Origin of the sequence: Streptomyces netropsis, assembly GCF_014203545.1 — a bacterium.
Taxonomy (GTDB): domain Bacteria; phylum Actinomycetota; class Actinomycetes; order Streptomycetales; family Streptomycetaceae; genus Streptomyces; species Streptomyces netropsis.
The window spans coordinates 1056939-1081719 of sequence record NZ_JACHJG010000001.1; the positions used below are offsets into that span (position 1 = coordinate 1056939).

The 24781-nt window shown below is 69.7% G+C and carries 27 protein-coding genes and 2 pseudogenes; 15 read left to right on the top strand and 14 right to left on the bottom strand.

What is annotated here, in order from left to right:
- Positions 1-158 precede the first annotated feature (158 nt).
- The 5 genes from FHS38_RS04740 to amaP are packed head-to-tail and all read left to right on the top strand — an operon-like array spanning position 159 to position 2441.
- A complete protein-coding gene (locus tag FHS38_RS04740) occupies positions 159-623 on the top strand; it encodes an Asp23/Gls24 family envelope stress response protein (protein WP_184730878.1) in 465 nt (154 codons plus the stop codon).
- Positions 624-633: 10 nt separating this feature from the next.
- A complete protein-coding gene (locus FHS38_RS04745) occupies positions 634-822 on the top strand; it encodes a hypothetical protein (protein ID WP_184730880.1) in 189 nt (62 codons plus the stop codon).
- Between the two features lie 41 nt (positions 823-863).
- Complete coding sequence (locus tag FHS38_RS04750; protein ID WP_184731180.1) at positions 864-1199, top strand: hypothetical protein; 336 nt, start codon at positions 864-866, stop codon at positions 1197-1199.
- Entirely contained in the window at positions 1196-1837 is a 642-nt protein-coding gene (locus FHS38_RS04755) for a DUF6286 domain-containing protein (protein ID WP_184730882.1), read from the top strand. The genes FHS38_RS04750 and FHS38_RS04755 overlap by 4 nt, the downstream gene beginning before the upstream one ends.
- Before the next feature lie 7 nt (positions 1838-1844).
- Positions 1845-2441, top strand: a complete 597-nt coding sequence (amaP, locus tag FHS38_RS04760) for an alkaline shock response membrane anchor protein AmaP (RefSeq protein WP_184730884.1) — start codon at positions 1845-1847, stop codon at positions 2439-2441.
- 8 nt (positions 2442-2449) lie between these two features.
- On the opposite strand, the gene FHS38_RS04765 is transcribed toward amaP, so the two are convergent.
- The 3 genes from FHS38_RS04765 to FHS38_RS04775 form a co-directional block, all read right to left on the bottom strand.
- A complete protein-coding gene (locus tag FHS38_RS04765; RefSeq protein ID WP_184730886.1) occupies positions 2450-4252 on the bottom strand; it encodes a glycoside hydrolase family 15 protein in 1803 nt (600 codons plus the stop codon).
- 64 nt (positions 4253-4316) lie between these two features.
- Complete coding sequence (locus FHS38_RS04770) at positions 4317-5108, bottom strand: SURF1 family cytochrome oxidase biogenesis protein (protein WP_184730888.1); 792 nt, start codon at positions 5106-5108, stop codon at positions 4317-4319.
- Between the two features lie 58 nt (positions 5109-5166).
- The gene (locus FHS38_RS04775; protein WP_184730890.1) at positions 5167-6168 is read right to left on the bottom strand and encodes a DEDDh family exonuclease; all 1002 of its coding nucleotides are present in this window, start codon (positions 6166-6168) and stop codon (positions 5167-5169) included.
- Positions 6169-6469: 301 nt separating this feature from the next.
- On the opposite strand from FHS38_RS04775, the gene FHS38_RS04780 reads away from it, so the two are divergent.
- Together FHS38_RS04780 and FHS38_RS04785 are read left to right on the top strand one after the other, a co-directional pair.
- On the top strand, positions 6470-7405 hold the full coding sequence (locus tag FHS38_RS04780; RefSeq protein ID WP_184730891.1) for a sterol desaturase family protein: 936 nt from the start codon (positions 6470-6472) through the stop codon (positions 7403-7405).
- Positions 7402-8163: a lysoplasmalogenase gene (locus tag FHS38_RS04785; protein ID WP_229822886.1), complete on the top strand. Its 762-nt coding sequence runs from the start codon at positions 7402-7404 to the stop codon at positions 8161-8163. The genes FHS38_RS04780 and FHS38_RS04785 overlap by 4 nt, the downstream gene beginning before the upstream one ends.
- On the opposite strand, the gene FHS38_RS04790 is transcribed toward FHS38_RS04785, so the two are convergent.
- Positions 8124-9668: a S8 family peptidase gene (locus tag FHS38_RS04790; protein WP_184730895.1), complete on the bottom strand. Its 1545-nt coding sequence runs from the start codon at positions 9666-9668 to the stop codon at positions 8124-8126. The two genes, FHS38_RS04785 and FHS38_RS04790, sit on opposite strands and share 40 nt — an antisense overlap.
- A 197-nt stretch (positions 9669-9865) precedes the next feature.
- A complete protein-coding gene (locus tag FHS38_RS04795) occupies positions 9866-10009 on the bottom strand; it encodes a hypothetical protein (protein WP_184730898.1) in 144 nt (47 codons plus the stop codon).
- Positions 10010-10252: 243 nt separating this feature from the next.
- On the opposite strand from FHS38_RS04795, the gene FHS38_RS04800 reads away from it, so the two are divergent.
- The 3 genes from FHS38_RS04800 (at position 10253) to moaA (ending at position 13420) form a co-directional block, all read left to right on the top strand.
- Entirely contained in the window at positions 10253-10606 is a 354-nt protein-coding gene (locus tag FHS38_RS04800) for a DUF485 domain-containing protein (protein WP_184730900.1), read from the top strand.
- Between the two features lie 8 nt (positions 10607-10614).
- On the top strand, positions 10615-12294 hold the full coding sequence (locus FHS38_RS04805; RefSeq protein WP_229822887.1) for a monocarboxylic acid transporter: 1680 nt from the start codon (positions 10615-10617) through the stop codon (positions 12292-12294).
- Positions 12295-12430: 136 nt separating this feature from the next.
- Positions 12431-13420 (top strand): GTP 3',8-cyclase MoaA, encoded by a 990-nt coding sequence (moaA, locus tag FHS38_RS04810; RefSeq protein WP_184730902.1) that lies wholly within the window; start codon positions 12431-12433, stop codon positions 13418-13420.
- 151 nt (positions 13421-13571) lie between these two features.
- On the opposite strand, the gene FHS38_RS04815 is transcribed toward moaA, so the two are convergent.
- Positions 13572-13796 (bottom strand): hypothetical protein, encoded by a 225-nt coding sequence (locus FHS38_RS04815; RefSeq protein ID WP_184730904.1) that lies wholly within the window; start codon positions 13794-13796, stop codon positions 13572-13574.
- 215 nt (positions 13797-14011) lie between these two features.
- Positions 14012-14296, bottom strand: a complete 285-nt coding sequence (locus FHS38_RS04820; protein WP_373301874.1) for a DUF3099 domain-containing protein — start codon at positions 14294-14296, stop codon at positions 14012-14014.
- 311 nt (positions 14297-14607) lie between these two features.
- Here FHS38_RS04820 and FHS38_RS04825 point away from each other — a divergent pair, with 311 nt between their 5' ends.
- Positions 14608-14889, top strand: coding sequence for a GlsB/YeaQ/YmgE family stress response membrane protein (locus FHS38_RS04825; protein ID WP_184730906.1), 282 nt, complete (start codon positions 14608-14610; stop codon positions 14887-14889).
- Between the two features lie 230 nt (positions 14890-15119).
- Here FHS38_RS04825 and tyrS read toward each other — a convergent pair whose 3' ends face one another.
- The 5 genes from tyrS to FHS38_RS04850 all read right to left on the bottom strand — a co-directional run bounded on the left by tyrS (position 15120) and on the right by FHS38_RS04850 (position 20871).
- Positions 15120-16535 (bottom strand): tyrosine--tRNA ligase, encoded by a 1416-nt coding sequence (gene tyrS / locus FHS38_RS04830; protein ID WP_184730908.1) that lies wholly within the window; start codon positions 16533-16535, stop codon positions 15120-15122.
- A 115-nt stretch (positions 16536-16650) separates the two neighbouring features.
- Complete coding sequence (locus FHS38_RS04835; RefSeq protein ID WP_184730910.1) at positions 16651-18054, bottom strand: metallopeptidase TldD-related protein; 1404 nt, start codon at positions 18052-18054, stop codon at positions 16651-16653.
- Positions 18055-18136: 82 nt separating this feature from the next.
- Entirely contained in the window at positions 18137-19660 is a 1524-nt protein-coding gene (locus FHS38_RS04840) for a TldD/PmbA family protein (protein ID WP_184730912.1), read from the bottom strand.
- Positions 19661-19786: 126 nt separating this feature from the next.
- A complete protein-coding gene (locus FHS38_RS04845) occupies positions 19787-20008 on the bottom strand; it encodes a DUF397 domain-containing protein (protein WP_184730914.1) in 222 nt (73 codons plus the stop codon).
- Positions 20005-20871 carry a helix-turn-helix domain-containing protein gene (locus tag FHS38_RS04850; protein ID WP_184730916.1) on the bottom strand — a complete coding sequence of 289 codons (867 nt, stop codon included), beginning with the start codon at positions 20869-20871 and terminating at the stop codon, positions 20005-20007. The genes FHS38_RS04845 and FHS38_RS04850 overlap by 4 nt, the downstream gene beginning before the upstream one ends.
- 191 nt (positions 20872-21062) lie before the next feature.
- Here FHS38_RS04850 and FHS38_RS04855 point away from each other — a divergent pair, with 191 nt between their 5' ends.
- The 3 genes from FHS38_RS04855 to FHS38_RS34800 all read left to right on the top strand — a co-directional run bounded on the left by FHS38_RS04855 (position 21063) and on the right by FHS38_RS34800 (position 23361).
- A complete protein-coding gene (locus FHS38_RS04855; RefSeq protein ID WP_184730918.1) occupies positions 21063-21530 on the top strand; it encodes an ATP-binding protein in 468 nt (155 codons plus the stop codon).
- 111 nt (positions 21531-21641) lie between these two features.
- On the top strand, positions 21642-22970 hold the full coding sequence (locus tag FHS38_RS35975; RefSeq protein WP_184730920.1) for a Hint domain-containing protein: 1329 nt from the start codon (positions 21642-21644) through the stop codon (positions 22968-22970).
- Positions 22942-23361, top strand: coding sequence for a DUF5958 family protein (locus FHS38_RS34800; RefSeq protein WP_194548288.1), 420 nt, complete (start codon positions 22942-22944; stop codon positions 23359-23361). Before FHS38_RS35975 ends, FHS38_RS34800 begins: the two co-directional genes overlap by 29 nt.
- Before the next feature lie 153 nt (positions 23362-23514).
- Here FHS38_RS34800 and FHS38_RS04865 read toward each other — a convergent pair.
- Positions 23515-23703: pseudogene (locus FHS38_RS04865) on the bottom strand (site-specific integrase); the annotation flags it as partial.
- Positions 23704-24085: 382 nt separating this feature from the next.
- On the opposite strand from FHS38_RS04865, the gene FHS38_RS04870 reads away from it, so the two are divergent.
- The gene (locus FHS38_RS04870) at positions 24086-24475 is read left to right on the top strand and encodes a hypothetical protein (protein WP_184730922.1); all 390 of its coding nucleotides are present in this window, start codon (positions 24086-24088) and stop codon (positions 24473-24475) included.
- Positions 24476-24556: 81 nt separating this feature from the next.
- On the opposite strand, the pseudogene FHS38_RS36520 reads toward FHS38_RS04870, so the two are convergent.
- Positions 24557-24679: pseudogene (locus FHS38_RS36520) on the bottom strand (IS701 family transposase); the annotation flags it as partial.
- Positions 24680-24781 lie beyond the last annotated feature (102 nt).

A 24781-nucleotide genomic window follows, 5' to 3' on the forward strand; every position in this document is an offset into this window, starting at 1 on the left:
TGCCGTACGGACGGGCCGGCGGCCGGGTGACCCACCCGAATGGCGGGCACGAGCCCCACGTTCACCTCTTCGCCGGAGCGATGTCGGCCGACCGCGCTTAGGGTGGCAAGTGGACCGGCGAACGTTTTTCCTTCCCCCAGGGAAAGAGGCGATTGACGATGACCGACACCGCACAGCGCAACCGGCCGGAGGGCTCGGGCGGCCCCGGCGGCTCGGCCAAGGAGCCCAAGGCCGCACCGGCCGACCGCGGCCGGACGACCATCGCCGACGGCGTCGTGGAGAAGATCGCGGGACTCGCCGCCCGTGACGTGGTCGGCGTCCACGCGATGGGCAGCGGCATCTCCCGCACCTTCGGTGCCGTACGCGACCGGGTGCCCGGCGGCGCCAAGTCCGTCAGCCGCGGGGTGAAGGCCGAGGTCGGCGAGGTCCAGACCGCGCTCGATCTGGAGATCGTCGTGGACTACGGCTTCGCCATCGCGGATGTGGCCCGCTCCGTGCGGGAAAACGTCATCTCGGCGGTGGAACGCATGACGGGCCTGGAGGTCGTCGAGGTCAACATCGCCGTGAGCGACGTCAAGCTGCCGGATGAAGAAGAGGACGAGCCGGAGCCGAGGCTCCAGTAAGGAGCACACGATGAACATGGCTGCGGTCGGCCTGATCGCCGGCATGGGGCTGGCATTCGCCGGGTACTTCGGTGGGTTCGGGGCCTTTCTGCTGGTGGCGGCGTTGGGTGCCGTCGGGTTCGTGGTGGGCCGGTTCCTGGACGGGGACCTGGAGCCGGGCGACCTCTTCCGGACGAGGGATCGCGAGGGACGGCGGTAGTGGCGGTTTCGGCGCGGCGAGGGGTGCGGTGAGGACGCGTGGTGGAACCGGCTGAGCGCGGTGCGACCCATATCGCCGACCGGGTGGTCGCGAAGATCGCCTCACAGGCGGCACGGGAGGCGCTGAGCGCCGCGGCGGCGGACGCCCACACGCCCCCGCACGCGTCGGTGGTCGTCCGCGACGACTCGGCCCGCGTGCGGGTCTTCGTGGAGCTGGGGTACCCCTGCGACATCGGCGCCCAGTGCGGCGCGGTACGCCGCCGGGTCGTCGAGCGGGTGCGGGGGCTGGTGGGCATGGACGTCCCGGAGGTGGCGGTCACGGTGGAGCGGCTGCACTCTCCGCAGACGCTGGGCGCGGACGCGGAGCGGGTCCGATGAGCGGCCCGGAGCCGGGCGGCGGCCCCCCGACGCTGGAGAAGAGCGGGCCCCCCGGAGCTCCCGAGGCGGCCGCCCCGCAGGCCCCCGAGGACGGCGGTCGCGCCGGGCGCTTCTGGTCGGCGCGCCGGCTGCCCGCAGCCCTCGTCGCCCTCGTCGTGCTGGGCGCCGCAGGGGTGCTCCTCTACGACGTGGCGGCGGTACGGGCGGGCCGGCCCGCCATGAGCTGGCGCCGGCGCCTCGCGGACGAACTGGCCACCCGCCCCCTCGACAACGCCTGGGTGATCGGGGGCGCGGCGGCCGCCGCGCTGATCGGTCTGTGGCTGCTCGTCCTCGCCGTGACACCGGGCCTGCGCGGGGTGCTGCCGATGCGGCGCGACACCCCCGACGTACGGGCCGGGCTCGACCGGCGGGCGGCCGCGCTCGTCCTCCGCGACCGGGTCATGGAGATCTCCGGCGTGCAGTCGGTACGGGTCGACGTGGGCCGGCACCGGATCAGGACCCGGGCCCGGTCGCACTTCAGGGACCTGGAGGAGGTGCGGGCGGACGTGGACACGGTACTGGCCGACGGCGTACGGGAGTTGGGGCTCGCCCGGCACCCGCGGCTGTCGGTACGGGTGAGCCGACCGGTGAAGAGGTGAGCGCGCGATGCTGAGGACCGTCAACCGGGTGCTCGTGGGACTGGCGGGCGTGGTGCTGCTGGCGCTCGGCGCCGCGGTGCTGATCGGCGCGCTGGACCTGCAGCGGCACTGGAACGTCACCCTGCCGTCCGCGTGGCCCTTCGACGGGCCGCACGATGTGCTGCTCTCCCGCGCCGACCGCCGCACGTGGCGGTCGCAGGGCTGGTGGTGGCCGGTGGTCATCGCCGCCCTCGCGGTCGCGGTGCTGCTCGCCCTGTGGTGGCTGCTCGCGCAGCCGCGGCGGCGCCGGCTGCGGGAGGTGCTCGTCGACAGCGGTGACGGCGAGGGTGCGCTCGTACGCGGCCATGCCCTGGAGAGCGTGCTGGCCGCCGAGGCGGAGTCGCTGGACGGGGTCGACCAGGCGCAGATCACCTTGAGCGGGAGCCGGACGGCCCCCGAGGCCCGCGTCGGTCTGACCCTGGCCCCGCACGCCGCCCCCGCCTCGGCCCTGCACCGGCTGTACACCGAGGCCCTGACCCACGCCCGGGCCTCCGCGGGCCTCACCCGTCTCCCGGCGGAGGTCCGGCTCCGGGCGGTCCGGCACCGCGCGGAGCGGGTCGGCTGAGACGCGTCTCAGTCCGTGCGGACGTCGGGCCGCTCGCACCCCTCCGCGTCGAGGAGCAGCGCGGTCGTCACCAGCCCGATGTGGCTGAACGCCTGCGGGTAGTTGCCGAGCTGTCGCCGGGCGACGGGGTCGTACTCCTCGGAGAGCAGACCGAGGTCGCTGCGCAGGGTCAGCAGGCGTTCGAACAGACGTCGGGCCTCCTTCCGCCGGCCGGTCAGATGCAGGGCGTCGGCCAGCCAGAAGGAGCAGACGAGGAAGGTCCCCTCGTTGCCGGGCAGCCCGTCGACGGGCTTGTCGTCGACGGTGTAGCGCCGGACGAGCCCGTCGTTGGTCAGCTCCCGGTGGATCGCGTCGACCGTGCCGACGACGCGGGGGTCGTCGGGGGGCAGGAAGCCGACGCGGGGGATGAGGAGGGTGGCGGCGTCGAGCTCGGTGGAGCCGTAGGACTGGGTGAACGTGCCGCGCTCGGGGTCGTAGCCCTTCTCGCAGACCTCGCGGTGGACCTCGTCCCGCATCTGCTGCATCCGGGCGAGGTCGCCCTTGAGCTTCGGGTCGTGCTCCAGGATGCGCACGGCCCGGTCGGCGGCGACCCAGGCCATCACCTTGGAGTGGACGAAGTGCCGGCGCGGGCCGCGGACCTCCCAGATCCCCTCGTCGGGCTCGCGCCAGTGCTTCATGAGGAACTCCATGAACACCCGCAGGACGCTCCACGCGTGCGGCTTGGCGTTGAGCCCGCCCCGGCGGGTCACGTAGAGGGAGTCGATGACCTCGCCGTAGACGTCGAGCTGGAGCTGGTTGACCGCGCTGTTGCCGACCCGTACCGGGGCGGACCGCTCGTAGCCGGACAGCCACGGCAGCTCGGTCTCGGGCAGCCGGCGCTCGCCCGCGACGCCGTACATGATCTGGAGGTCGGCGGGGTCCCCGGCGACCGCCCGCAACAGCCAGTCGCGCCACGCGGCGGCCTCCTCGAGGTAGCCGACCGAGAGCAGGGCGCCGAGGGTGAGGGTGGAGTCGCGCAGCCAGCAGTAGCGGTAGTCCCAGTTGCGGACGCCGCCGATGTCCTCGGGCAGGGAGGTGGTGGGGGCGGCGACGATGCCGCCGGTGGGCGCGTAGGTGAGGGCCTTGAGGGTGATCAGCGAACGCATCACCGCCTCCTGGTACGGGCCCTGGTAGCGGCACCGGCAGGCCCACTCGCGCCAGTCCTCCAGGCTGTGCCGCAGGGACTCGTGCGGGTCGAGGAGTTCGGGGCGGGGCTCGTGCGAGGGGTGCCAGGTGAGCACGAAGGCGACCTTCTCCCCGGCGCCGACGGTGAACTCGGAGCGGGTGCTGAAGCCCTTGCCGAAGGTCCGCACGGGCGGTTCGCTGCGCAGCCACGCCGAGTCGGGCCCGGCGACGGCGACCCGGTGGCCGTCGGCCCGGCGGACCCAGGGGACGACGTTGCCGTAGTCGAAGCGCAGCCGCAGCACGCCCACCATGTCGACGGAGCCGCTGACGCCCTCGACGATGCGGACGACGTCGGGGGCGCGGTGGCGCTGGGGCATGAAGTCGGTGACCTTGACCGTGCCGGATCCGGTCTCCCAGACGGTCTCCAGGATGAGGGAGTCCTCGAGATAGGCGCGCCGGGTGCACTCCCCGGCGCCCTGGGGGGCCAGCCGCCAGTGGCCGTTCTCCTCGTCCCCCAGGAGCGCGGCGAAACAGGCGGGCGAGTCGAACCGGGGCAGACAGAGCCAGTCGATGGATCCGTCGCGGCCGACCAGGGCGGTGGTCTGGAGATCGCCGATGAGCGCGTAGTCCTCGATGAGTGGTGCCACGCGAAGCGTCTTCCCTGATCGCGGGGGACCTACTCCGGGGCTACTCCGCGAGGGAGGCGGCCGGCTACGCGACGGCGGCGGTCCCGGCGCTCGGGCGGTCCGCCGCCTTGGCGGCCTCGGCGGCGCGGTCGCGTCGCTCGCGGCGGACGAGGATGAACCAGCCGACGGGCACGAAGCCGGAGAACAGCCACCACTGGACGGCGTAGGCCATGTGCGGGCCGATCTCGCTGTGGTCCGGGGCCGGGACGGGCTTCGGCTGCCCCTCGGGGACGGGCCCCACGAGTTCGGCGTAGCCGCCGAGGAACGGCCGGTGCTGCGCCTTGGCGCGCTGCTCGCTGCTGATCAGCATGACCTGGCGGTCCGGCAGGCCCTCGGTGTCCTTGATGCCGCTGCCGGTGGTCTCGTCGGCCCGCAGCCGGCCGACGACCGAGACCTTGCCCTTCGGCGCCGGGGGGATGCGCGGGAGCTTGGTCAGATCGCCGTCGGCCGGGATCCAGCCGCGGTTGACGAGGAGGGCCGGGCCGCTGTCCGTCACCAGCGGGGTGAGGACGAAATAGCCCTGGTTGCCGTCGGCGTCGGTGCGCAGCCGGACCACGACCTCGCCCTTGGTGTCGTACGTGCCGCTCGCGGTGATCCGGCGCCAGACGTCGTCGTGCGGCACGGGCCGGCCGGGTGCGGCGAGCCGGGTGACGGGGACGGGGTCGGCGCCGAGGCTCTGGGCGATCTGGTCGTTCCGGGCGACCCGGTGCTCGTGGCGGTGGTACTGCCAGAAGCCCAGCTTGATCATCACCGGGATCAGGGCGAGCCCCACGAGCGTGAGGATCACCCATTGCCGGGACAACAGGAAGCGATACACACATTTGACGGTACCTGGCGTGGTTCGCCCCCCGGCCATCGGGTGCCGCCGTCGTGCCTCAGGAGCCGCCGGACGTACCGGGCGCCGGGGTGACGTGCAGCAGCAGCTGCATGAACGCCGCCTCGTCGATCACCGGGGTGCCGAACGAACGGGCCTTGGTGGTCTTGGACGTGGGGGAGTCGGGGTCGTTGGTGACCAGCAGGCTGGTGAGGCGGGAGACGCTGGTGGCGATGTGCAGCCCGGCGTCGATGGCGCGGTCCTCCAGCAGCTCGCGGTCGATGGATGTGTCGCCGGAGAACGCCACCCGCATGCCCTGAATGAGCTGTTCGCCCGGTTCGTAACGTCCCGGGTTGGGATACGGGCAGGCGGGCCGCTTGCGGCTGGCCCGCCAGGTCGACTGCCGGTAGGACGGCTGGTAGCCGACGGTGGCCGAGCGCGCGGGCGCGGGCCCGTCGGACCACTCGGTCAGCGGCTGGCAGGCCAGCAGCGGCAGCCGCAGCCCGGCCTGGGCCGCCAGCCGCAGGCTGGGCCGGAACGCCTCCGCGAGCACCCGCGCGTCGTCCAGCGCGTGGTGCGCGCGCTGCTGCACGACGCCGTAGTGCGCGGCGAGCGACTCCAGCTTGTGGTTGGGCAGCGGCAGTCGCAGCTCCTTGGAGAGCGCGATCGTGCACAGCCGTTGACGCACGGGCGCGGTCGCCCGGGCGCGGGCGAACTCACGGGCGAGCATCGACCAGTCGAAGGCCGCGTTGTGCGCGACGAGGACCCGGCCGTCGAGCCGTGCGGCCAGCTCGCCGGCGATCTCCGGGAAGAGCGGCGCACCGGAGAGGACCTCGGTGGTCAGACCGTGGATCCACACCGGTCCGGGATCGCGCTGGGGGTTGACCAGCGTGTACCACTGGTCCTCCACCTGGCCTCTGGCGTCCAGCTGATAGACCGCGGCCGACACTATCCGGTCGTCCCGGGCGAGCCCGGTGGTCTCCACGTCGACGACCGCGTATCCGTCGGGATACGCGGTCGGCCACGGGGTCGGCGATTCGGCGGCGGCGCGGTCTTCGAGCATGGTCACAGAGAATACGGGCCCGCACTGACAGCGTGGGCCCGGCCCCGGGCCCGTAAAGACCCCGCCGATGTGACGTGTTCCACTCCGCGCGGGGCCCGTCGGGGTCCCCCTCGCCGGCCTCCGTCACCCGGACGGTGGACACCGCCCGCGGCCGGCGACCTGCCGGCACCGGGTCGGCGCCCGGTCCCCGCCGCCGCGCCCCACCGGTGCCGCGAGGTGGGGAACCGCGGGTAACACTTGTCCGGTACCCGACGGTAACAACCCCTAGCGGCACGGCCCGTGGCGCGTTTATGGTGCGGCCATGCCGCACCTTCCCGATGTCGTGTTGTGGTCCATACCGGCCTTCGTCCTGCTCACCGCAGTGGAGTTGGTGAGCTATCGGCTGCGTCCCGCCGAGGAGAGCGGCGCCGCGGGATACGCCGCGAAGGACGCGGCGACCAGCGTCGGCATGGGGCTCGGCAGCCTGGCCTTCGACGCGCTGTGGAAGATCCCGATCGTCGCGGTCTACGCCGGGATCTACGAACTCACACCGCTGCGCGTCCCCGTGCTGTGGTGGACGCTGCCGCTGATGCTGCTGGCCCAGGACTTCTTCTACTACTGGTCGCACCGCGGGCACCACGTCGTCCGGATCCTGTGGGCCTGCCACGTGGTGCACCACTCCAGCCGGAAGTTCAACTTCACCACCGCGCTGCGCCAGCCGTGGACCTCGCTGACCGTGTGGCCGTTCTACGTGCCGATGATCGCGCTCGGCGTGCATCCGGCGGCGGTGGCGTTCTGCTCGTCGGCGAACCTCGTCTATCAGTTCTGGGTGCACACCGAGCGGGTCGGCAGACTGCCCCGGCCCTTCGAATACGTCCTGAACACACCGTCCCACCACCGGGTGCACCACGCCTCGCAGGGCGGTTACCTGGACCGCAACTTCGGCGGCATCCTGATCGTCTGGGACCGGCTCTTCGGCTCCTTCGTGCCGGAAGGGGAACGTCCGGTCTATGGCCTGACGAAGAACATCGACACCTACAACCCCTTGCGCGTCGCAACGCACGAGTACGCCGCCATCGCCCGCGATCTGCGGGCGGCGCGGGGCTGGCGTGAGCGGGCCGGGCGGGTGTTCCGGGGGCCGGGATGGCAGCCGGCCCCCTTGTCGGCCGCCGGGGACGAGACCCCCACCGGGGACGTGCCGCCCGCCGGCGCGCAGGCGCCCGGGTCCCGGGCCGCCGCCCCCGAGCGCGTCGCGTGAGACGACTCCGCACGCCCCGCGCGCTGCTGATCGCCTTCGCCGCCGTCGCCGTCGTCCACCTGTGCGCGCTCGCCGTCGGCGTCCCGGCCCTCGTCCAGGTCACCAAGCCCGTGTTGATGCCGCTGCTCGCCGCCCGTGTCGTCGCCCGCGGCGGACCCCGGCCGCTCGTCGCCGCGCTGCTGTTCGGGTGCGGCGGCGACACCCTGCTCCAGATCGGCGGCGACACCGTCTTTCTGCTGGGCATGGGCTCGTTCGCGGCCGGGCACGTCTGCTATCTGGCGTTGTTCGCCCGGCTCGGCGCGGCGGGCGGGGCACGTACGTACGCCCTGGCGGGTGCGTACGGGGTCGCCTGGCTCGGTGTCGTCCTGGTGCTGTGGCCGGACCTGGAGGCGGGGCTGCGGGTGCCCGTCGCCTGTTACAGCCTGCTGTTGACCGCGATGGCGTGCGGCGCGACCCGCGCGGGGGTGCGGGCGGGCGCGGGCGGTGCGCTGTTCCTGCTGTCGGACACGCTCATCGCGGGCGGCATCGCCGAGTGGCCGCAGGCACCCGTCCCACAGTTCTGGATCATGCTCACCTATCTCGCCGCCCAGTACCTGCTGGCGGAAGGGCTGTCGCGGCCGGGACCGCCCGGCCCGGCGCCCGGAGGGAAGCCGGGCCGGGAAGGTGGAAGGGGCCGGGCCGCGTGGCGCGGCCCGGCCCCCGTGGCTCACCGTCCGGATCAGTCCTGGACCGCGTCCAGGGCGTCGACGATGCCGTAGCCGTAGAAGCTGTTGACGTGCTGGTTGCCGACGCAGGTGGCGTCGATCCTGCCGTCACCGTCGGGGTCGTACGCGGTGGGGCAACCCGGGTTGTCGGCCTGGGCCTTCAGGAGCCACTGGAGCTCCTGCGGGCTCGACTTGGGGTGCGTGCTCTTCAGCAGCGCCGCGACACCGGCCACGTGCGGGGCGGCCATCGAGGTGCCCTGGAGGTAGGCCCAGTCGCCGCCCGGCATCGTGGAGAGGATGCGGCCGTCCTTCGCGGGCAGCCCGGGCACCTGGTACCGGTCGCCGCCGGGGGCCGCCACATCGATCTGACCCTGGCCGTAGTTGGAGTAGTACGACTTCAGCGACTTGACGCCGGTGGCCGCGACGGTGACGACGCCCGGGAGCTGCGCCGGTACGTCGAGGCACTTCGACGGGTCTATCTTCCGCGGCAGGGGAGTGGTGTCGTTGGGGCTGGAGGCGTCGGTGATCTCCTTGGCCGCCAGGTCGTGCGCGGAGTTGCCCGCCGAGGCGACGTTGATCGTGCCCTTGTCCTGGGCGTACTTCGCGGCCCGGCCGACCGACTCGCGGATCGCCTTCTGGTCCGGGTCGTCGTCGCAGTTGTAGAGCCACGGGTCGACGTAGTAGCTGTTGTTCGTCACGGCTATGCCGTGGTCGGCGGCGAAGACGAACGCGCAGACCACGCTCTCCGCGTAGAACAGCGAGGTCTTGTCCTGGCTGACCTTGATGCCGGAGACCTTCACGCCGGGCGCGACGCCGGCCACGCCGACGCCGTTGCGGGCGGCGGCGATCGAACCGGCCACGTGCGTGCCGTGGTAGTCCTCCGCCGGGTCGAACGGGCGCCAGGCACCGGGGCTGGTGTCCGCCTTGCCGGTGACGCAGCTGGCCGACTGGCTCCGGGAGAAGTTCGGCTTGAGGTCCGGGTGGGTGTCGTCCACGCCCGTGTCGATGACGCCGACCGTGACGTTCCTGCTGCCCGGGTTGATCTTCGCGGCCTTGTCCGCCTTGATGGCGGCGAGGTCCCACTGGAGGCCCTCCAGCGGCTCCGCGCCGGCGGTGGCCGAGCGGGCCGCGCTCCGGGCGGCGTCCTTCGGCAGCTTCACCTTCTCGGGCTTGCCGACGTCGGTGGTGGCGGCGGGGGCGAGCGGCGCGGTGCGGGTGGCGCCCGCGGACGTCACGCCCGGCACCGCGCGCAGGGTCTTGGCGAACTCGGGGTTCTTGGAGTGGGCGACGATGACGCCGATCCGGTCGTAGGCCGCCACGATGCTGCCACCCGCCTGGGTGACGGCCTTCTTCACCTTCGCGACGGTGCCGCGGGCGGTGTCCGTGTTGACCACGTACGACAGCTGCGGGCCGTCCGTGGTGACGGGGGCCTGTACCGCGAACGTGCCCTGCGGGGCCGCCGCGGCCGCGCCGGGCAGGAAGCCGAGCGACGCGGTGAGCGCCAGTCCGACGGGGACGGCCAGCAGGGCGTGACGCCGTCTGGAGCGCAGATGAGCCATGGGTTCTCCACATCATCCGTAAAACCGCCCGGGCGCAGGCCGCACACGGACGGGTACATGACGAGTGAAGCTAGCGCCGATCTCCGGCCCCCGGCAATGAATTCCTGGAACAAAGGCCGGGAGGAACCGTCATGTCGCCGTCGCGTCACACTCCATGACGCGGCGTCAGATGTGGAGGTGGAACCGGAGCCGGTTCCTCAGGAAGGGATGCCCGGACCGCGCAGCGCGTCGATGCTCAGCGGCGGCAGCGGCACCCGCGGCCCGTACCAACGGCCGGCCGTCGGGATGGCGGCCGGCCGGCCGGTCCGCACCGCGGCTATCGGCTCCGTCAGCCTGACCATTCCGAACGGGCGTCGACCGGGCGGCGGCGGGGGAGGGGGCGGCGCAGTGCTCACATCAGGGTCAACGACACGGCAGGCGGGCGGTATTGCCTCAAACGGCGGCTGATGTCAAATTCGCCGATCACCCCTCTGTCGCAATACCACGGCACCCCTCTACGATGCGTGATTCGGATCACAAGCTCGGATCAACTTCTGGATCACCGCTGACGGCTCGCGCCTCGCACCCCCTCGTCAGGAGAGACCGTGGACACCGCACCAACCATCACCCAGGAGCCGGACGAACCCGATTGCGCCGACCGCTTCACCAGGGTCCAGTCGAGCGCCGAATTCGGTGAACTGCGCCGGTCCCACCGATCCTTCGCCTTCCCGCTCACCGTGGCCTTCGTCGCCTGGTACCTGCTGTACGTCCTGCTCTCCAACTACGCGGGCGATTTCATGGGCACCACCGTGGTCGGCAATATCAACATCGCCTTCGTCTTCGGACTGGCCCAGTTCCTCACCACCTTCCTGATCGCCTGGTGGTACTCCCGGCACGCCGCCGCCAAGATCGACCCCAAGGCGGAGGCCCTCAAGGCCGGTCTGGAGGCCTCGAAGTGAGCGCCGCCATGACCGCCGTCGGCAGCGGGATCGGTTCCGTGGCGGGCACCGACCCGGCCACGGGCCTGTCCCTGGCCCAGCCGCTCGCCGCGGCGGCCGCCAGCGACCACCGCACCCTGATCATCACGCTGTTCTCCGTCTTCGTCGCCGCGACCCTCGCCATCACCGTCTGGGCGGGCCGGCAGACGAAGGACGCCACCGACTTCTACGCGGGCGGCCGGTCCTTCACGGGCTTCCAGAACGGCCTGGCCATCTCCGGCGACTACATGTCCGCCGCGTCCTTCCTCGGCATCGCCGGCGCCATCGCGCTCTTCGGCTACGACGGCTTCCTGTACTCCATCGGCTTCCTCGTCGCCTGGCTGGTCGCCCTGCTGCTCGTCGCCGAGCCGCTGCGCAACTCCGGCCGCTTCACCATGGCCGACGTGCTCGCCTACCGCCTCAAGCAGCGGCCCGTACGCACCGCCGCCGGCACCTCCACCATTGTCGTCTCGATCTTCTACCTGCTCGCTCAGATGGTCGGCGCGGGAGCGCTCGTCGCGCTGCTGCTCGGCGCCACCGGCGAGGGCTCCAGGCGCTGGATCATCGCCCTGGTCGGCGTCGTGATGGTGCTCTACGTGACCATCGGCGGAATGAAGGGCACGACCTGGGTGCAGATCGTCAAGGCCGTCCTGCTCATCGCGGGCACCTTGCTCATCACCGTCCTCGTGCTCACCAAGTTCAACTGGAACATCTCCACTCTTCTCGGTGAAGCGGCCAAGGAGAGCGGCAAGGGCAGGGCCTTCCTCGAACCCGGTCTCCAGTACGGCAAGGACGGCACCTCCAAGCTCAACTTCATCTCGCTCGGCATCGCGCTCGTCCTCGGCACGGCGGGTCTGCCGCACATCCTGATCCGCTTCTACACGGTGCCGACGGCCAAAGCCGCCCGTAAGTCGGTGAACTGGGCGATCGGCATCATCGGCGCCTTCTATCTGATGACCATCGCCCTCGGCTTCGGGGCCGCCGCCCTGGTCGGCTCCAAGAAGATCATCGCGTCGAACGAGTCCGGCAACACCGCCGCGCCGCTGCTGGCGCAGGAGATCGGCGGCGGCGCCGGCTCCACCGGCGGCGCCATCCTGCTCGCCGTGATCTCCGCCGTCGCCTTCGCGACCATCCTCGCGGTGGTCGCGGGGCTCACCCTCGCCTCCTCGGCGTCCTTCGCCCACGACCTGTGGGCCAACGTCATCCGCAAGGGGAGGACGAGCGAGAAGGAGGAGATCCTCACCGCGAAGTTCGCGGCCGTCGCCATCGGCGCGGTCTCCATCGCGCTGGGCATCTTCGCCCACCGGCTCAACGCGGCCGCCCTGGTCGCCCTCGCCTTCGCCGTCGCGGCCTCCGCCAACCTCCCGACGATCCTCTACAGCCTCTTCTGGAAGCGCTTCACCACCCAGGGCGCCCTCTGGTCGATCTACGGCGGACTGATCTCCTCCGTCACCCTGGTGATCTTCTCCCCGGTCCTCTCCGGCAACGAGAAGGCGCTCTTCCCCGGAATGGACTTCGACTACTTCCCCCTCGCCAACCCGGGCCTGGTCTCCATCCCGCTCGGTTTCCTGCTCGGCTGGCTGGGATCGCTGCTCTCCCGGGAGACCCCGGACGCGAAGAAGTACGCCGAACTGGAGGTGCGCTCCCTGACCGGCTTCGGAGCGCACTGACCCCTCCCACCCACCACGGCCCCTCCCGGGACCGGTCCGTACACCCGCGTCAACGAACTGTTGAAGGCCAAGGCCATCGCGTACGCTGCGGAACAATTGAACGAACTACCGTTCCAGTCCCGGGAGGGGCCCTGCCGTGCTCATCGACACCTATGGTCGCGTGGCCACGGACCTGCGCGTCTCCCTGACCGACCGGTGCAATCTGCGCTGCACCTACTGCATGCCCGAAACGGGGCTGCAGTGGCTCGCCAAGCCGGATCTGCTCACCGACGACGAGATCGTCCGCCTCGTCCGCATCGCCGTCACCGACCTCGGCATCACCGAAGTCCGCTTCACCGGCGGCGAGCCCCTGCTCCGCCCCGGCCTCGTCGGCATCGTCGAGCGCTGCGCGGCGCTCACCCCCCGCCCCCGGCTGTCCCTCACGACCAACGGCATCGGCCTCGGGCGCACCGCCGAGGCGCTCAAGGCGGCCGGACTGGACCGCGTCAACGTCTCCCTCGACACGCTGCGTCCCGAGGTCTTCGCGACCCTGACCCGGCGCAGGCGCCACCAGGACGTGCTGGACGGTCTCGCCGCCGCCCACGCCGCCGGACTCACCCCGGTCAAGGTCAACGCCGTCCTGATGCCCGGCCTCAACGACGACGAGGCGCCCGACCTGCTGGCCTGGGCCGTCCGGCACGACTACGAACTGCGCTTCATCGAGCAGATGCCGCTCGACGCCCAGCACGGCTGGAAGCGCGACGGGATGATCACCGCCGAGTCCATCCTGAGCAGCCTGCGCACCCGCTTCGACCTCACCCCCGAGGCCGAGGACGAGCGCGGCGCCGCCCCCGCCGAGCGCTGGACGGTCGACGGCGGCCCGGCCCGCGTCGGCGTCATCGCCTCCGTCACCCGCCCGTTCTGCGCGGCCTGCGACCGCACCCGGCTGACCGCCGACGGCCAGATCCGTACGTGTCTGTTCGCACGGGAGGAATCGGATCTGCGCGGGGCCCTGCGCTCCGGGGCCCCGGACGAGGAGATCGCCCGGCTGTGGCGGCTGGCGACCACGGGCAAGAAGGCCGGCTCGGGTCTGGACGACCCCGCGTTCCTCCAGCCGCAGCGCCCGATGTCGGCGATCGGGGGCTGATCCAGCCCGTCCGGCGTTTGAGGACGCGCCCGCAGGCGCTCGCCTACGTAGGCGGCGCAGACACCCGCAGGGCGGCAGCCGGCGGAATTCCACCGGGTTATTGCCGGGTCAAAGCCCGGCTTATCGGCGAGTGCGCTTTTATCGGCGAAGCCTAATGGTGAGGGGAAGCCTCCCACTCCTCCAGCGTGACCACGTCTTTGAGAAAACCGCGCAGATCCAGAAAGTTGGACAGATGTTCGCGGTGTTCTTCACAGGCGAGCCAGGTCTTGCGTCGCTCGGGGGTGTGCAGCTTGGGGTTGTTCCAGGCCAACACCCACACCGCTGCGGCACGGCAGCCCTTGGCGGAGCAGATCACGGCAGTATCAGGGGAGTTCACCCAGCAGACTGTAATCAAGCCCGGCCGGACATGGCGACGCCGGGCAGCCACGGGGGGAGCCGCCCGGCGTCGGTCTGTCGCTCCGACGGGGGATGCGGAGCGCTTACGAAGTATGTCACGGGGTGCCTGTCATAGGGCACCGAACCACATGATTGATCTGAGCTTTTCTTGAGCTTTGCAGACGACCCGGCGGAGTGTTTTTCGGGCCCGCCGTATCAGCCGTGGTCACGGGCTTGATCAGCCCGGTCGGAAGGTTTTGCTTCCGGAGCGGATTCCGCGGTGCGGTGTGTCGGACCTGACATCAGCACCGGGCGGGTCGGCGCCGGAACGAACGTACCGGGCAGCGAAGGGGCGTTCTCCCGGCCCGCGTTGGCGATCACTACGGCCACATAGGGCAGCAGGGCGCCCAGGATCAGCGTTCCGATGGCCACATGGCGCTCGATATTCCACAGCACCACGGTGAGTATCACGGAGAGGGTGCGGATGAGCATCGAGATCACATACCGACGCTGACGGCCGCGCACGTCCTCGGCGAGGCCCTGCCGAGCCCCGGTGATTCGGAATACCGCCGTCCCACCGTGCTTCCGCATCATGTTCCACCACCCGCCCGCTGTGCCGACGGCCCCCGTTGTCCAGGACCTCTTCAACGTTACGCCGCGCCCCTGCCGGATACGAGAGCGGGTGCCCTCTACCGCGCGCCCCTCCCACCACCGTCGCCGCCATACGCCGTACAGGCCGCTCCGACGTGCGCCGTATGGGTGGCGGCCCCAGAATGGCGGAGCACGCCACATCGCGCCCCGAAGGAGGCGACATGAGCTGGTTGTGGGCCATCATCGTCGGTCTGGTCCTGGGCCTGATCGCCAAGGCGATCCTGCCGGGCAAGCAGCAGATCCCGATCTGGCTGACGGTCATCTTCGGCATGATCGGCAGCCTTCTCGGCAACTGGGCGGCCACCGGGCTGGGCATCAACGAGACCAAGGGTGTCGACTGGGGCCGGCACCTGCTGCAACTGCTCGGCGCGGTGATCGTCGTCGCGGTCGGCGACCGGCTGTGGGTCGGGACGCGCGGCGGAGGCGGCCGACGCGCCGCCTGAGCGCCAAGTCCAGGCGGGGAAAGCCGAGGGCGGCCGTGCGCTGATGCGCACGACCGCCCACGGCCTGCCTTTACGGTGCCGTCGTTGCCGCCTGCGGCGGCGAGCGCCCTGCGGGCGCGTCCTCAAGCGCCGGACGGGCTGCTATCGGCTGAGCCTCAGCCGACCAGCTTGTCCGGCGCTCGAGGACACCGCCGCGCAGCGGTGGTGCACCCCACGATCCGCCGGACGGGCTAGCGCAGCTCGGCGATCTTCCGTCCGGCCTTGAGGTACACCGTCACCTCGGCACCGGAGGCCACCTCCAGCTTCGCCAGCGTCTCCGTGACCACCTCGCCCAGCGGGCGGATGGCCTCGGCCTCGGCGAGCACGACCGCCTCCTGGCCGGCGGCGGACTCCACGATGAGCCGCAGCCCGTTCTGCTTGGCGACCCGGCGGGCGGCCGAGGCGCTGGGCTGGAACTCCAGCACCTTGCTGAGCACGGCCGTCGCGGCCTCCGCGCCGTGCTCAGCCAGCTCCACCACCGGCAGCGTCTCGACGTCGGTGAAGCTCTTCTTCGAGAACTGCGCGATGAACCCGGCGCGCGCCGCCATCGCCGCCTCGATGCCGTACAGCGCCGCCACGACCTCGCCCGCGAGGACCTTCTTGAGGTCCATCGGGTGCAGCGACTTCTCCTCGATCCGGCGGGTCGCCGCCGCGATCTCGGCGTCCGTCCACTCCGTCCAGGCCCGCAGGTACGGCTCCATCAGCCGGTCCGGCACCGACATGATCTTGCCGAACACATCGTCGGCGGGCGCGCTCAGCCCGACGTAGTTGCCCTTGGACTTGGACATCTTCGCGCCCGTGCCGTCCGTGCCCTCGATCAGCGGCATCGTGACGACGAGCTGCGGCTTCTGGCCGCGCAGCTCCATGAGCTTGCGGCCCATCTGCAGGTTGAGCAGCTGGTCGGCGCCGCCCAGCTCGACGTCGCAGTCCAGCGCGACCGAGTCGAGGCCCTGCGCGATCGGGTAGAGCAGCTCCGACATGGTCAGCCCGGAACCGGCGGCCAGCCGGGTGCGGAAGTCCTCGCGCTGCAACAGCTGCGAGACCGGCACCTGGGCCATCAGCCCGAGCAGCTCGGGGAAGGTGTACGGCGCCAGCCACTCGCTGTTCTGCCGGAAGCTGACCTTCTCGAAGTCGAAGAACGGCCGGACCTGCTCGCGGTAGCCCGCCAGGTTCGCCGCGATGTCGTCGTCGGTCAGCGGCGGACGCTCCGCCGTACGGCCCGTCGGGTCACCGATCTTGGCGGTGAAGTCACCGATGAGCAGAGTGACGTCATGGCCCATGCGCTGGAAGCGGCTGAGGATGATGACCGGCACGGCGTGCCCGAGGTGCACGTCGGCGGCCGTCGGGTCGATGCCCAGCTTGATGTGCAGGCCCTTGCCCGCCGCCCGGCGCTCCTCGATCCGCTGGGCCAGCTTCTCCACGCCCGGCAGCACCTCGACGGCACGGGCGGCGATCAGCTCGGCCTGCTCCTGTGCCGACAGATCCGTCAGGTCGAGATAGCGCCGCGAGCCCGTCTCCGTGAGCAGCCGCTGGACGGCCTGGTCGGAGGAGAGGTCCTGCGCGAGGATCTCGCTGGCGCGGGCGACGGATTCGCCGAGGCGTGTCATGACGTTCCTGAGGATCGATGGGACTGATGGGTATGGCGGGTGAGGGGAAGGAATCGTTGAATGGACGGGGGCCAGTCTATTCGGGTCTCTTCGGACCGGCCCCGCGCCCTCGCGGTCACACCCCCTGGCTGACGGAGCTCATGTTGAAGTCCGGGATCCGCAGCGCGGGCATCGCGGCCCGGGTGAAGTAGTCGCCCCACTCGCGCGGCAGCGTCGGCTCGGTGCGCCCCGCCTCGGTGGCCCGGCCGAGCAGGCTCACCGGGGACTCGTTGAAGCGGAAGTTGTTGACCTCGGCGGTGACCTCGCCCTTCTCCACCAGATACACCCCGTCCCGGGTCAGCCCGGTCAGCAGCAACGACGCCGGGTCGACCTCGCGGATGTACCACAGGCAGGTCAGCAGCAGGGCCGGCCCGTCGTGGCCGCTCGCCGCGACCATCTCCTCCAGCGAACGGGTGCCGCCGGCGTCCAGGATCAGGTTGTCGATGAACGGTGTGACCGGCAGATCCGTCAGTCCGGCGCTGTGGCGGGTGGTGAGCAGGTGCTCCAGCACACCGTCACGGATCCAGTCCGTGGCCTCCAGCGGCAGCCCGTTGTCGAAGACCGACGCGTCATCGCCGGAGCTGCTCGCGAGCACGAACGGCGCGCACTCCAGCCCCGGCTCCCGAGGATCACTGCGCAGCGTCAGGGGCAGGCCCGACAGCTTCTCGCCGACCCGGGTGCCACCGCCGGGCCGGGAGAAGACCGTACGGCCCTCCGCCGCGTCCCGCGCCGCCGCCGACCACTGCTGGTAGACCAGCAGATCGGCGACGGCCGACGGCGGCAGCAGTGTCTCGTACCGCCCGGCCGGCAGCTCCACCCGACGCTCGGCCCAGGCGAGCCGCTGCGCCAGCTCGGCGTCGAGCGCCGCCGGATCCACGTCGCGGAAGTCCCGGGTGGCGCGGCCGGCCCACGCGGAGCGCGACCGGTCCGGGGACTTGGCGTTCACCTCCAGGGTGCCGGTGGGCTGGTCGTGGCGGAGCCGCAGCCCGGCGGACGTGCCCAGGTAGCTGGAGACGACCTCGTGGTGGGCGAAGCCGTAGAGCTCGCGGGCCTCGGAGCGGGCGCGCGCGAAGGATTCGCCGAGCGCCGGGGCGAAGTCGTCGAAGACCGCCGAGGAGGTCTCGGCGGGCGCCTCGGTGAAGGCGGGGGAGTGCGCTACACCGGTGATCAGCGGCTGGGCGTCCTCCGCCGGCCCCGCGTCCCGGGCAGCGGCCTCGGCGGCCCGTACCAGCGGCTCCAGCTCGGCGGCCGTGACGGCCGAGCTGGACACGACGCCCGAGGCCGTGCCCTCGGCGCCGTCGACGGTCGCGATCACGGTGACGCTGCGGCCCCGGGTGACGCCGTTGGTGGTGAGCGCGTTGGCCGCCCAGCGCAGATTGGCGGTGGACCGCTCGGACGCGATCACGACGCAGTCGTCGCTGCGGGACAGCTCCAGGGCCCGCTCGACGATCTCGTGCGGCTTGTTCTGACGAGGGCTCATCGACCGGCCTCCTGCGTGGTGTTAAGGCTGTGCTGACCCGGGGGGCGACCCCCGGACCCCCGGCCGGTTCCGTGGTGCCCGCTCATCGACCGGCCTCCTGTGTCGTGTTGAGGATGTTGACGCCCTGGAAGAGCGCGGAGGGGCAGCCGTGCGAGACTGCGGCGATCTGCCCGGGCTGGGCCTTTCCGCAGTTGAACGCGCCGCCCAGGACATAGGTCTGCGGGCCGCCCACGGCAGCCATCGAGCCCCAGAAGTCCGTCGTGGTCGCCTGGTACGCGACATCGCGCAGCTGCCCGGCCAGCCGACCGTTCTCGATTTTGAAGAAGCGCTGTCCTGTGAATTGGAAGTTATAGCGCTGCATATCGATCGACCACGACCGGTCGCCGACGACGTAGATCCCGTTCTCGACGCCGGAGATCAGCTCCTGCGTCGACGGGCCGTTCGGCGCGGGCTGCAACGACACGTTCGCCATGCGCTGCACGGGCACGTGCGAGGGCGAGTCGGCGAACGCGCACCCGTTGGAACGCTCGAAACCCGTGAGCTTCGCGATCCGCCGGTCCAGCTGATAGCCCGTGAGGACGCCGTCCTTGACCAGGTCCCAGGACTGCGCGGCCACGCCCTCGTCGTCGTACCCGACGGTCGCGAGGCCGTGCTCGACGGTCCGGTCACCGGTCACGTTCATGATCTTCGAGCCGTACTTGAGCGTGCCCAGCTGGTCGAAGGTCGCGAACGAGGTGCCCGCGTACGCCGCCTCGTAGCCCAGCGCCCGGTCCAGCTCGGTGGCGTGACCGATCGACTCGTGGATCGTCAGCCACAGGTTGGAGGGGTCCACCACCAGGTCGTAGGAGCCCGCCCGCACGCTCGGCGCGCGCATCTTCTCCGCCAGCAGCGACGGCATCTCGGCCAGCTCGGCGTCCCAGTTCCAGCCGGTGCCCGTCAGGTACTCCCAGCCCCGGCCCACCGGCGGCGCGATGGTGCGCATCGAGTCGAACTCACCCGTGGTCGGGTCCACGGCCACCGCCGTCAGCTGCGGGTGCAGCCGTACCCGCTGCTGGGTGGTCGTCGTCCCGGCCGAGTCCGCGTAGAACTTGTTCTCCTGCACGGTCATCAGCGTCGCGTCGGCATGGGCCACACCGTCCGCCGCCAGCAGCCGCGCACTCCACTCGGCGAGCAGCCCGCTCTTGTCCGCGTCGGGCACGTCAAAGGGGTTGATCTCGTACGAGGAGACCCAGGTCCGCTCCTCGTGCACCGGCTCGTGCGCCAGCTCCACCCGCTCGTCGGAACCCGCCGCCGCGATCACCTTCGCCGACAGCTTCGCCATCGCGACGGCCTGGCTCGCCACCCGCGCCGCCGCGTCCATCGTCAGATCCACACCCGAGGCGAACCCCCAGGTCCCGCCGTGCACCACCCGTACCGCGTAGCCCAGGTCGGTGTCGTCGGACGTACCGGCGGGGCGGGCGTCACGCAGCCGCCAGGAGGCGGTGCGCACCCGCTCGAAGCGGAAGTCCGCGTGCTCGGCGCCCAGCGCGCGGGCGCGTGCGAGTGCCGCGTCGGCCAGTGGGCGCAGGGGCAACGCGAGAAATGATGCGTCGATGGAATGGGGCACAGGGTCCTCCCGATGGTCGTCGACGAGAATCATGCCGCTTGCCGGTGTCGGCGTGCACGCGATAACGGCCGCCGCGCCCGCGTGCGCGGGGTCGCGACGGCCGTCATCCGAAGCGGTGGGGCCGGGTCAGATTTCGCCAGATATGAGGCCTTGGCGGAAGGCCGCCCACTCGGGGGCGTTGAAGAGGAGGGGGGTTCTGCGGGTGTCTTTGGAGTCGCGTATCGCGACGGCGCCGCCGGGCAGGCCGGCGACTTCGACGCAGTTGTGCTCCGGCCCGCTGGCAGAGGACTTGCGCCATACGGCGCGGGAGAGGTCGCAGGCGTAGAGATCCGACGTGGAGTCATTCACTTTCTGTGCCCTTCTTCCATCTCGGCGATCCGCGCGAGCGAGTCCTCCGCCGAGAGAGCAGTAGCACAGATGCGTTCGAACGCCTTGGCGAAGGGAATCGCGTCGTCGCCCTCAACGTACGTCGCGCCGTAGAGGTTCTCCAGTAGCACAACGTCCGGAGTCGGAGCCGGAAAAGCGGCGACGGTGAACCCGCCCGACATGCCGGGATGAGCGGCTGACGTCAGCGGTACCAGCTGAAAGGTGACGTTGGGCATGTCTGCGGCGTCGAGCAGCTTGCGGAGTTGTTCGCGCATCGTGGCGGGACGCTGGGCGAAGCGCTGGTGGAGCGCGGCCTCATGAACGACGGCGCAGAGCTCAAGGGGCTTGTCGTGGCGGGTGAGTACGGATTGTCGGGCCAGGCGGAGTTCGGCGAGGGCGGCGATCTCGTGCGGGGCGCGGGAGGTGGTCGCGCCGGTCATGGTCTCCCGCGCGTACGCGGAGGTCTGAAGGAGACCGGGGATGAGCATGGGTGACCACTCATAGATCTGCTCGGCATCGGATTCCAGGGAGATGTAGTCGGCATAGGAGGCCGATACGAGCCCGCTGTAGGTCTGCCACCAGCCCTTCTTACCGGCGTCCCTGGCGAGGTTCTCGAGAGCGGCCGACATTTCCGGATCATCGACTCCGTACAGCTTCAGCAAGGTGACGACATCCCCAGGGCGAATGGACTGGGCCGCATTCTCGATCTTCGACATTTTCGGGCCGATCCAGCCCATGGCGCCGGCAGCCTCGTCGAGTGTCAGCCCGGCTGCCTTGCGCAGCCGCTTGAGCGTTCCGCCGAGACGTCGGCGACGGACGGTGGGAACCACGGGAGAGTTGGGCATGCGCCGAGTTTCGCACCGTAACTGCGCGCAGTAGTAAGCCCGTTGAAAGACATTCACCCGTTCGGGTCGAAAGCTTGCTACCTCATACAGAAAGGTCCACTATCCAATCTGCCGCCACTCACGGTCAGGTTGTGACCGCGTGGCGTCACTGCATCCGACCCACGCGGCTCACGCCGCAGGCAGGAGGCGCCATGCGTGCCATGGCCGATGTCACCGCGTTCCGGACGCCCGGCTTCTACCGGCGGGCGCGTCCGGGAGGATTCGCCGTCCACCTCAACGTCACGGAACAACACCTCCACCGCCTGCGCGAGTTGACGGTCGTGACCCTGACCAGGTTCGGGATCGGTGACGAGACCGTGGAAGCGGCCCGGCTCGTCGTCTCGGAGCTCGTGGGGAACGCGGTCCGGGTGTGCGGGGACTTCGTCCCCGTCGTCGTGGAGGTGGACGTCATGCCGCCCGGGGTGGCGGTGAACGTCCACGACCCCGAACCGCTGCGCATGCCCAGCCGCAAAGACGTCGCTCTGGACGACGGTGAGGTCGAGTCCGGGCGTGGACTGATCCTGCTCGACCTGCTGGCCCCGGAGTGGCGGGTGTTCTGGTCGCCGATCGGCAAAATGATCTGCTGCAATGTACCCCGATGCGATCGTGGGCACGGCTGATGCGGGACGCGAGGGGCCCGCTGCTCACGGCGACCGCAGCCGTCCTGGGCGTGCTCGCGTTCCGGCTCGTGCGCGCGTCGGACCGCCTGCTGGTGGCGGCTCGCAGGAGCGATGACCGTCGACGCCGACGGCATGGCACCCAGGGCCGACCCCCGAGCCCGCCGGTCACGCGCTCGCCGCGCCCCCACCGACCAGCTGGCCTGGTGCTCCTGCCTCATTGCTCACCGCGCGACGGTTCCTCGTCGGGTTGACGACCAACGCTGGCGCACCTCTCCTGTGGAGTCCGAAGCCGGAGAAAGCTCGCCCTACTACCCCGTCTACACAGGCGTCCAGGTTCCGAGGAACTGGGAACACAAAAAGGAATTCACGGAGAAGTTCTACAAGGAAGTCAGGGACTTCTGCGGGCGAACGTCTTCCAATGGTTGCATTAGTGACTGGATCATCAACGGGGACGAAGAGCAGCGCAACCAAGGCACGATGATCCTCCAGCTGATCAAGTACAAGATCTGCGGTGGGATCAAGGGACATTGTCCCAGCGGGGTTACTTCCTTGCAGGCAGTACTCGCGGCCGGCGCAGCCTCGGGGTTTGCCTTCGGCGGCAAGGACGGGTCGCTGGCCGGAGGGGCCCGTCCCAAGTCCGGCCGTGGTGAAGTCCCGCCGTGTCACAGCTTCGTTCCCGAAACGGAAGTTCTCCTCGCCGACGGAACCAGTAAGAACATCGAGGATGTCCAAACCGGTGGCAAAATTCTGGCGACTGACCCCGAGACGGGAAAAACCGAGACTCGTGAAGTCGTTGCGAGCATCGTCACGCGGGACGACCAAGACTTCACCGATATCACCATCAAGACCGCCCAAGGTGGAGCAAGCCTTGTCGCCACTGACACGCATCCTTTCTGGGAGCTCGGGCAGAAGAAGTGGGTAGACGCTGGAGATGTGCGCCCGGGTGCTCGCCTGCGCACGCCGAACGGTGACGCTGTCGAGGTCGGAGCGGTCCGCCACTTCCGCAAGGTGCAGCGAACCCATGACCTGACAATCAACGGCACGCACACGTACTATGTGCTGGCGGGGGCCACGCCGGTTCTCGTGCACAACTCGAACGGGCCCTGTGGGTCGGGGGCCGGAACTGCATCAGAAGCCGGGATCAGCCTCAACGATGCGCAACGTATCCAAAATGCTGCCGATAAGGCCGGCCAGCCGATCATCGTAGTCGGAAGCCGCGCGAACGGCAGCGCTAACCCGGCATCGGACTGGGATTACATCTTGTCTGGCCCGTCGAGGTCTCGGCATAGTCAGCAGAGCTCCCTGCCAAGGGGGACCGGGGATGGCGAAGGAAGTGGCCGAGGGCGCGACTTCTGGCAGAACTGCAATCAAAGTCGGCCAGACTATGCAGAATTGGACCCAAGTAAGCCCCATGTCATATTCGAGCCCCGGAGCCGGTGATCAATTGAAAGCGTCGGAGAGAATCATCAACGAGGTTGCCCAGGGGCTCCTGGACTGGGAGGAGGGGGTGAGCTGGTTCTCTTCCCTGGAGCAGGTCGAGCAAAAGGTGGTACTGCATGAAGTGGTTCGCCACTCCATGCAGGCCCACGCAACGGCGGAGGACGGCCGAGAGGGCGTTTTGCGATCCGGAGTGAAGCCGACAGCAAATCCCGCTGTTCTGATTGTCAGGGAACCGCTACTCCAGCAAATGGGAAAGATTATCAATCTTCCTGAAGTTGAGTATGTGAAGGCGTTTCGTGTTCTCCTTTCCACTTTCGTCGTGGCGGATACGCGGCGTAGAGAGCTGGAGTGTCGAGGAAGTTGCACCCACGCTTGGCATAACTTGACATAGGAGTGATCGGCGGGCCTTGGGCTCTCGGCAGCGGCACCAAGTGCCGGTCACTACGACTACCTGAATTCGGTTCGGCATGCAAAATGGGAGCCCCCACCAGGAGCGTGCTTGGTGGGGGCTCCCGGTCGTTTTACGGCAACGGTGACGGCAACGTCAACGGACGGTTGCCGCGGCGGAGGGCGGGTCTTCTCGGTCGTTGTTGCCCGTGCCGAGTACGTCGTTGAGGGTGTCGATGGCTTGGCATTGGAGGCGGAGCCGGATGTGAGCGTAGACGCCGGTGGTGATGCCGATGTAGGCGTGGCCAAGGAGTTTCTTGATCACGGCGAGGTCGACGCCCTGCTCCCGCCAAACCCCTCCCCACCTGCATAAAGGCATCTAGAAGAGGGGCTGTCGGCACACGTACTAGGTGCTGGCGGGGGCTACGCCGGTACTCGTTCACAATTCCGGGCCGTGCGGAATCTCGACACGTCACGAGAAGGCTGGTGGTATCGGTAATTACACCGATGGGCAGAAGGCTCGGGATCCGGCGTCGCAGTGGTATCACGAGGAATTGAGCAATAAAGAGCTCCTGGTCGGGATCAACAACCCTGGCGACGGAGGCAGGATCTCGTCTCGCGTGACGGCACGATTCTTGGAGGGCATCCCGCAAGGGTGAACTCCAAAGAAGGATCAGGACCCAGATACGAAAATACGCATTGATGTCTACGATCCGGAGTAGTGCCTGATGGCTCTGATTCATTCGACTGACCCCGACTTTCGCATATGCCAGATCAGCTTCGAGACGCTGTTGGCGATCCAGCTGGAAGCGGAGGAGCGATCCTGGGCAACTCGGTGGTCCTCGGTGGATGCACTGCGCAGTCAGGTCAGGGATGGCGCTGTCGTCCTCCAGTCGCTGATGCGGGAGGAGCGAGGGGGCGCTGTGTGGGGATACAGGTGCCTTGTGTTGTTCTCGTCCGCAGATGGCAAGGAAGCTGGCGGAATTGCCACGATCGATCTTGATCCGGCAAGGTTCGAATCGTTGGAGCGACTTGATCGCGACCCGGATGTTCGGAAGGTTCTTGTCCGAATGTTCTCCCTTGCGACGGGTGGGATTTCGATGGTCTCGAAGAAATGACAGGGACGTGCTCGGCCTCGTGTCGGACAGCGTGGGTGAACCTGCTCAACAGGCGGCGGATCTCGTTCAGGCTCAGTCGGATCAGATCGTGCCCATGTCCCCCTCTTCATGAACGGTGGCCCGGACTGTGGTCAGGTGGGCGGCAGCCGCCATGGCGAGGGTGATGTGCCGGTACCAGGCCGGGTACTGGCGGACTTGGTAGTGAAGGCGCCGGCTTCATGAAGTCCCAGGAGGACAGCTACTTCCTGCGGGGCATGGACGGGACAAAAAGGCGGCCAGCGGCGGCACCAAGAGCGTGAGCGTCTC